This is a genomic window from Mesorhizobium sp. M0870, from assembly GCF_040319775.1.
Classification (GTDB): domain Bacteria; phylum Pseudomonadota; class Alphaproteobacteria; order Rhizobiales; family Rhizobiaceae; genus Mesorhizobium.
In genome coordinates this window covers 1-4,012 of record NZ_JAMYOI010000068.1, presented here as the reverse complement: position 1 = coordinate 4,012, position 4,012 = coordinate 1, and the positions used below count along the sequence as shown (strand labels likewise).

The following is a 4,012-nucleotide window of genomic DNA, read 5'->3' as shown; positions in this document are numbered from 1 at the left end:
TGTGGCATTGCAACCTCCTTCGACTTGACAGCCTCATGATGCGGCAGGAGGACGAGGCGGACCATCCCATTAATGGTGACGCCCGATGCCAAGCGATGCGCTGTGGCCCACGCCTGCGATCGGCATGGGGTGAGCCAGCGTCGGGCGTGCAAGGCTCTTTTCGTCGATCGCTCAAGCGTTCGCTACACAAGCATCCGGTCGGACGATGCCGCCGTTCGAGCCGCGATGAGACGGTGGCTGCCGAGCGCCGCCGCTTTGGCTACCGGCGCATCCACATCATGCTTGAACGGCAAGGGATCGTGATGAACCAGAAGAAACTGCGGCGGCTTTACCGGGAGGAGAAGCTCCAGGTCCGCAAACGTGGCGGCCGCAAACGGGCCTTGGGAACAAGACGGCCGATGATTGCGCCGGGCCGGACGAATGAGCGCTGGAGCCTGGACTTCGTAAGCGATGCATTCACGGACGGACGCCGGTTCCGGGTTCTGGCCGTCGTCGACGACTTCACGCGCGAGTGCCTGGCGCTGGTCGCGGATACATCGCTGTCGGGCGCCCGCGTCGCTCGGGAGCTGGATGCCATCCTCGCCCGCCGCGGCAGGCCTCGCACGATCGTCTCGGACAATGGCACCGAGCTAACGTCGATGGCGATCCTCAAATGGTGCCAGGAAGGCGGCGTCGAATGGCACTACATCGCGCCCGGCAAGCCGATGCAGAACGGCTTTGTGGAGAGTTTCAAAGGCCGATTTCGCGACGAATGCTTGAACGAAACGTTGTTCTCCACTCTCACGCAAGCACGGGCAGCAATCGATCTATGGAAGGAGGACTACAACCAGAACAGACCACACTCAGCCTTGGGCAACATCACGCCCATCGAATTCGCCATCAAAATGGCTCTGGAAAAACAGGCCGCATGAGGCCAGAAATGATGACGTGCTCCCAGTAATTCGGACCGTTTTGGGCTGGGATTTTCCATTTAAGATCCCTCGACCGGGAGATGGAGAATCCGATGAAGGCATCGAAGTTTTCAGAGGCGCAGATTGCGTTTGTGCTGAAGCAGGCGGAAGACGGACGGCGATCGGCGAGGTCTGCCGCAAAGCTGGGATATCCGAGGCGGCTTTCTACAATTGGCCCAAGCGCTACGCCGGTTTGATGCCGTCCGAGGTGAAGCGGCTGCGTCAGCTCGAGGAGGAGAACGCCAAGCTCAAACGGCTTGTCGCGGACCTCAGCCTGGATAAGGCCATGCTGCAGGACGTCTGCAAAAAAAGCTCTGAGGCGTGCCCGCCGGCGCCAGCTTGTGGACCAGGTACGAGAGACCTGGAAAGCGTCGGTTCGCAAAGCATGTGAAGTTTTGCGGATCGACCGGTCCCTCTACACCTACAAGCCCAGGCGCGGCGAGCAGGCCGATCTCAAGCATCGGATCAAGCAGATCTGCGAGACGCGGGTTCGCTATGGCTATCGGCGGGTGCATGTCCTGCTTTTGCGCGAAGGATGGCCAATCAACATGAAGCGAACTCGACGGCTTTACAACGAGTTAGGGCTTCAACTGCGCAACAAGACGCCGAAGCGACGGGTAAAGGCCAAGCTGCGGGAGGATAGAACCGATGCCACACACTCCAACCACGTTTGGCCGATGGACTTTGTGCATGACCAGTTGGCCACCGGCCGGAAGCTGCGCATCCTGACCATCCTCGATACACATTCCCGCTACGCGCCCGCAACCGACCCACGGTTCAGCTACCGGGGCGAAGATGTTGTGCAAACCCTTGACCGGGTCTGCCTCGAGGTGGGTTATCCCAAGATGATCAGGGTGGACAATGGCAGCGAGTTCATCTCCCGCGATCTCGATCTGTGGGCCTATCAGAAGGATGTGACGCTGGACTTCTCCCGACCCGGCAAGCCCACGGACAACGCCTACATCGAGTCGTTCAACGGCAAGTTCCGGGCCGAATGCCTGAACCAGCACTGGTTCCTGACGCTTGACGACGCCCGCCAGAAAATGGAGGAATGGCGTGTGGACTACAACGAGGTTCGGCCTCACAGTGCCATCGGCAACAAACCGCCGATATCACTCATAAATGCCTCCGGCGCATCCGGTCCGTCGTGAGGAATACCCTGGGAAATTTCCCCGCCGGGCGGTCCAAAATCGGGGAGCACGTCAATGAAACTCCGGACTCTCCATTGAACTGGAGGGAACAAGGGTCTCAGGTCAGGCTCCATGCGGGAGGCAGGCTAGTGGAAGGAGCTGCCCCAGCAATCACGGATGGTTTCCAGATCATCGGGGCCTTGCATTTAAGCGTGGTGAGCTGGTTGCACTTCCTGACCGATAGCCCACAGGAAGGCCGCCATTTCTCTAGCAGGCTTCTCTGATTGGGGTCGTTGAGGTCAAGCTCCTCCTGATATTTTTCCGGACCATGTCGCCCCGCGGGTCACTCGCTTCTCTTCGCGGTCGACGTTAGGCCGCCGCATGATGGGGTCAGTAGAGCGAGGCGTCTCAATCTGTTGAACGACCTTGGGAGAGTTCGCCCAGGATCGTGCCTGCTAACGAGATCACCTTGCCCATCGTCCCACGGGAACGATCCGGATCAGGCCCTTTCGGGCGAAATCAACTTTTCCTTCGTTGGTCCGTTATCCCCATTTCATGCCGATACGCGGCCGGGTGCCTTGCCGAAGCGGAATTCTGTTGCATCATTCCACATGCGATGCAGAATGACAGCGAGCTTGCGGGCAACAGCAACTCGGGCTCGAGCCATACCGCGCCGTTTGGCGACGTTCATGCCCCACGCTCTGAGGCTCGACCATTTCTTGCTCAGCACGAGCAGCGAATGAGCCGCCTCATAGAGGGCTGTGCGGGCGAGTTCGTCACCGCATCGGCTCACCTTGCCCTGAATGTCCGTTTCGCCAGATTGGTAACGTGCCGGGGTCAGACCCAGATGCGCGCCGACATCCCTCGAGCGACGAAAGCGGTCCGGCTGATCGATCGTGGCACGAAAGGCGAGCGCGGTGATGGGTCCTGGTCCCACGTCATAATGCCCATCTCGCTACGTTACTGAAAGACAAAGGTCCTTTGCTCCGGATTTGATGATGACGGCCCGTTGAGACGTGGGCCAGCGTGTTCGATCAGATGCGAATCTTCGATATTCCGTCGTTTGATGACCCAAGGTGCGCCTTTGCAATATTGCTCGGCAGGGATGATGCCGGCGCGAATCTGACGAAGGACCGTCGCGGGGCCCAGATTGAGCATCCTGGCGGCTTCGGTCAACGTGACTTCGCCGCGCTCGGCCCATTCGCCATCCCACCGTTAGCCACCCGGGAATGTGGTGAGAGCGGGCTGGTAGACTGCCTCAATACGCGATGGCGTTGTCGGACGATCTGGACTGTGCGCACAGGAACGTAGCTGCGGCGCGGTGAGCGGAAGCCTTCCTTAGTCAGTTTGGCCGCTATCGCCGCGTCGTCGTCCCCTTGATGGGCCAGTTCGAGCAGCCGGACCTCCATCTCGGCGCCGCGAGACAGGGCGCTCAAGGCATGCACCCTCGGCTCGACCTCGCGTTCGGTAACTTCACCGCCTCGCCAAACGATGCGGATCGTAATCCGATCTCGGACCACCGGTTGCAGGATCACTTTGTCGATCAGGCTGCGTAGTAAGGCTTTCTTGCGTCCCCACTCTATGTCAGGTCTCTGCCAAAATTCGGGAAGTTGTGAACCGGCGCGTCAGATCATCAGATTGACTTTGCATCGCGCGGCGGCGCTCAAATGCATCCTCCGCTTGACGAAGCTCACGCAAAGCCCCCTCCCAACGGCGCTCCAACTCGGCCGCTATCAGGCGATTGTCTGGGTCAACCCATTGTATTGCCGTTCTGCGAGCAGCGCTTGGTAGCGCAGGCGTTTGATGTGCTGCTCTTCCGCGCGCTCAAAAGCCTCGTCTGCCTGCTGTGGCCTGCTGCCGGTTTTTCGGACACGAGGTTAAGCTAACATAGCTTGTTCCTCGAACTCCACGGGGCTCAGATAGCCCAGCGTC

General features: G+C 59.7%; 1 protein-coding gene and 3 pseudogenes. 2 read left to right on the top strand and 2 right to left on the bottom strand.

Going from position 1 to position 4,012, the window contains the following annotated elements:
* Positions 1–72 precede the first annotated feature (72 nt).
* Positions 73–911: pseudogene (locus NKH97_RS33070) on the top strand (IS3 family transposase); the annotation flags it as partial.
* A gap of 92 nt (positions 912–1,003) precedes the next feature.
* Positions 1,004–2,101 (top strand): annotated as a pseudogene (locus tag NKH97_RS33065) (IS3 family transposase).
* 532 nt (positions 2,102–2,633) lie between these two features.
* Here NKH97_RS33065 and NKH97_RS33060 read toward each other — a convergent pair.
* Positions 2,634–3,014: pseudogene (locus NKH97_RS33060) on the bottom strand (transposase); the annotation flags it as partial.
* A 26-nt stretch (positions 3,015–3,040) separates the two neighbouring features.
* Positions 3,041–3,256, bottom strand: coding sequence for a helix-turn-helix domain-containing protein (locus NKH97_RS33055; protein ID WP_352799937.1), 216 nt, complete (start codon positions 3,254–3,256; stop codon positions 3,041–3,043).
* Positions 3,257–4,012 lie beyond the last annotated feature (756 nt).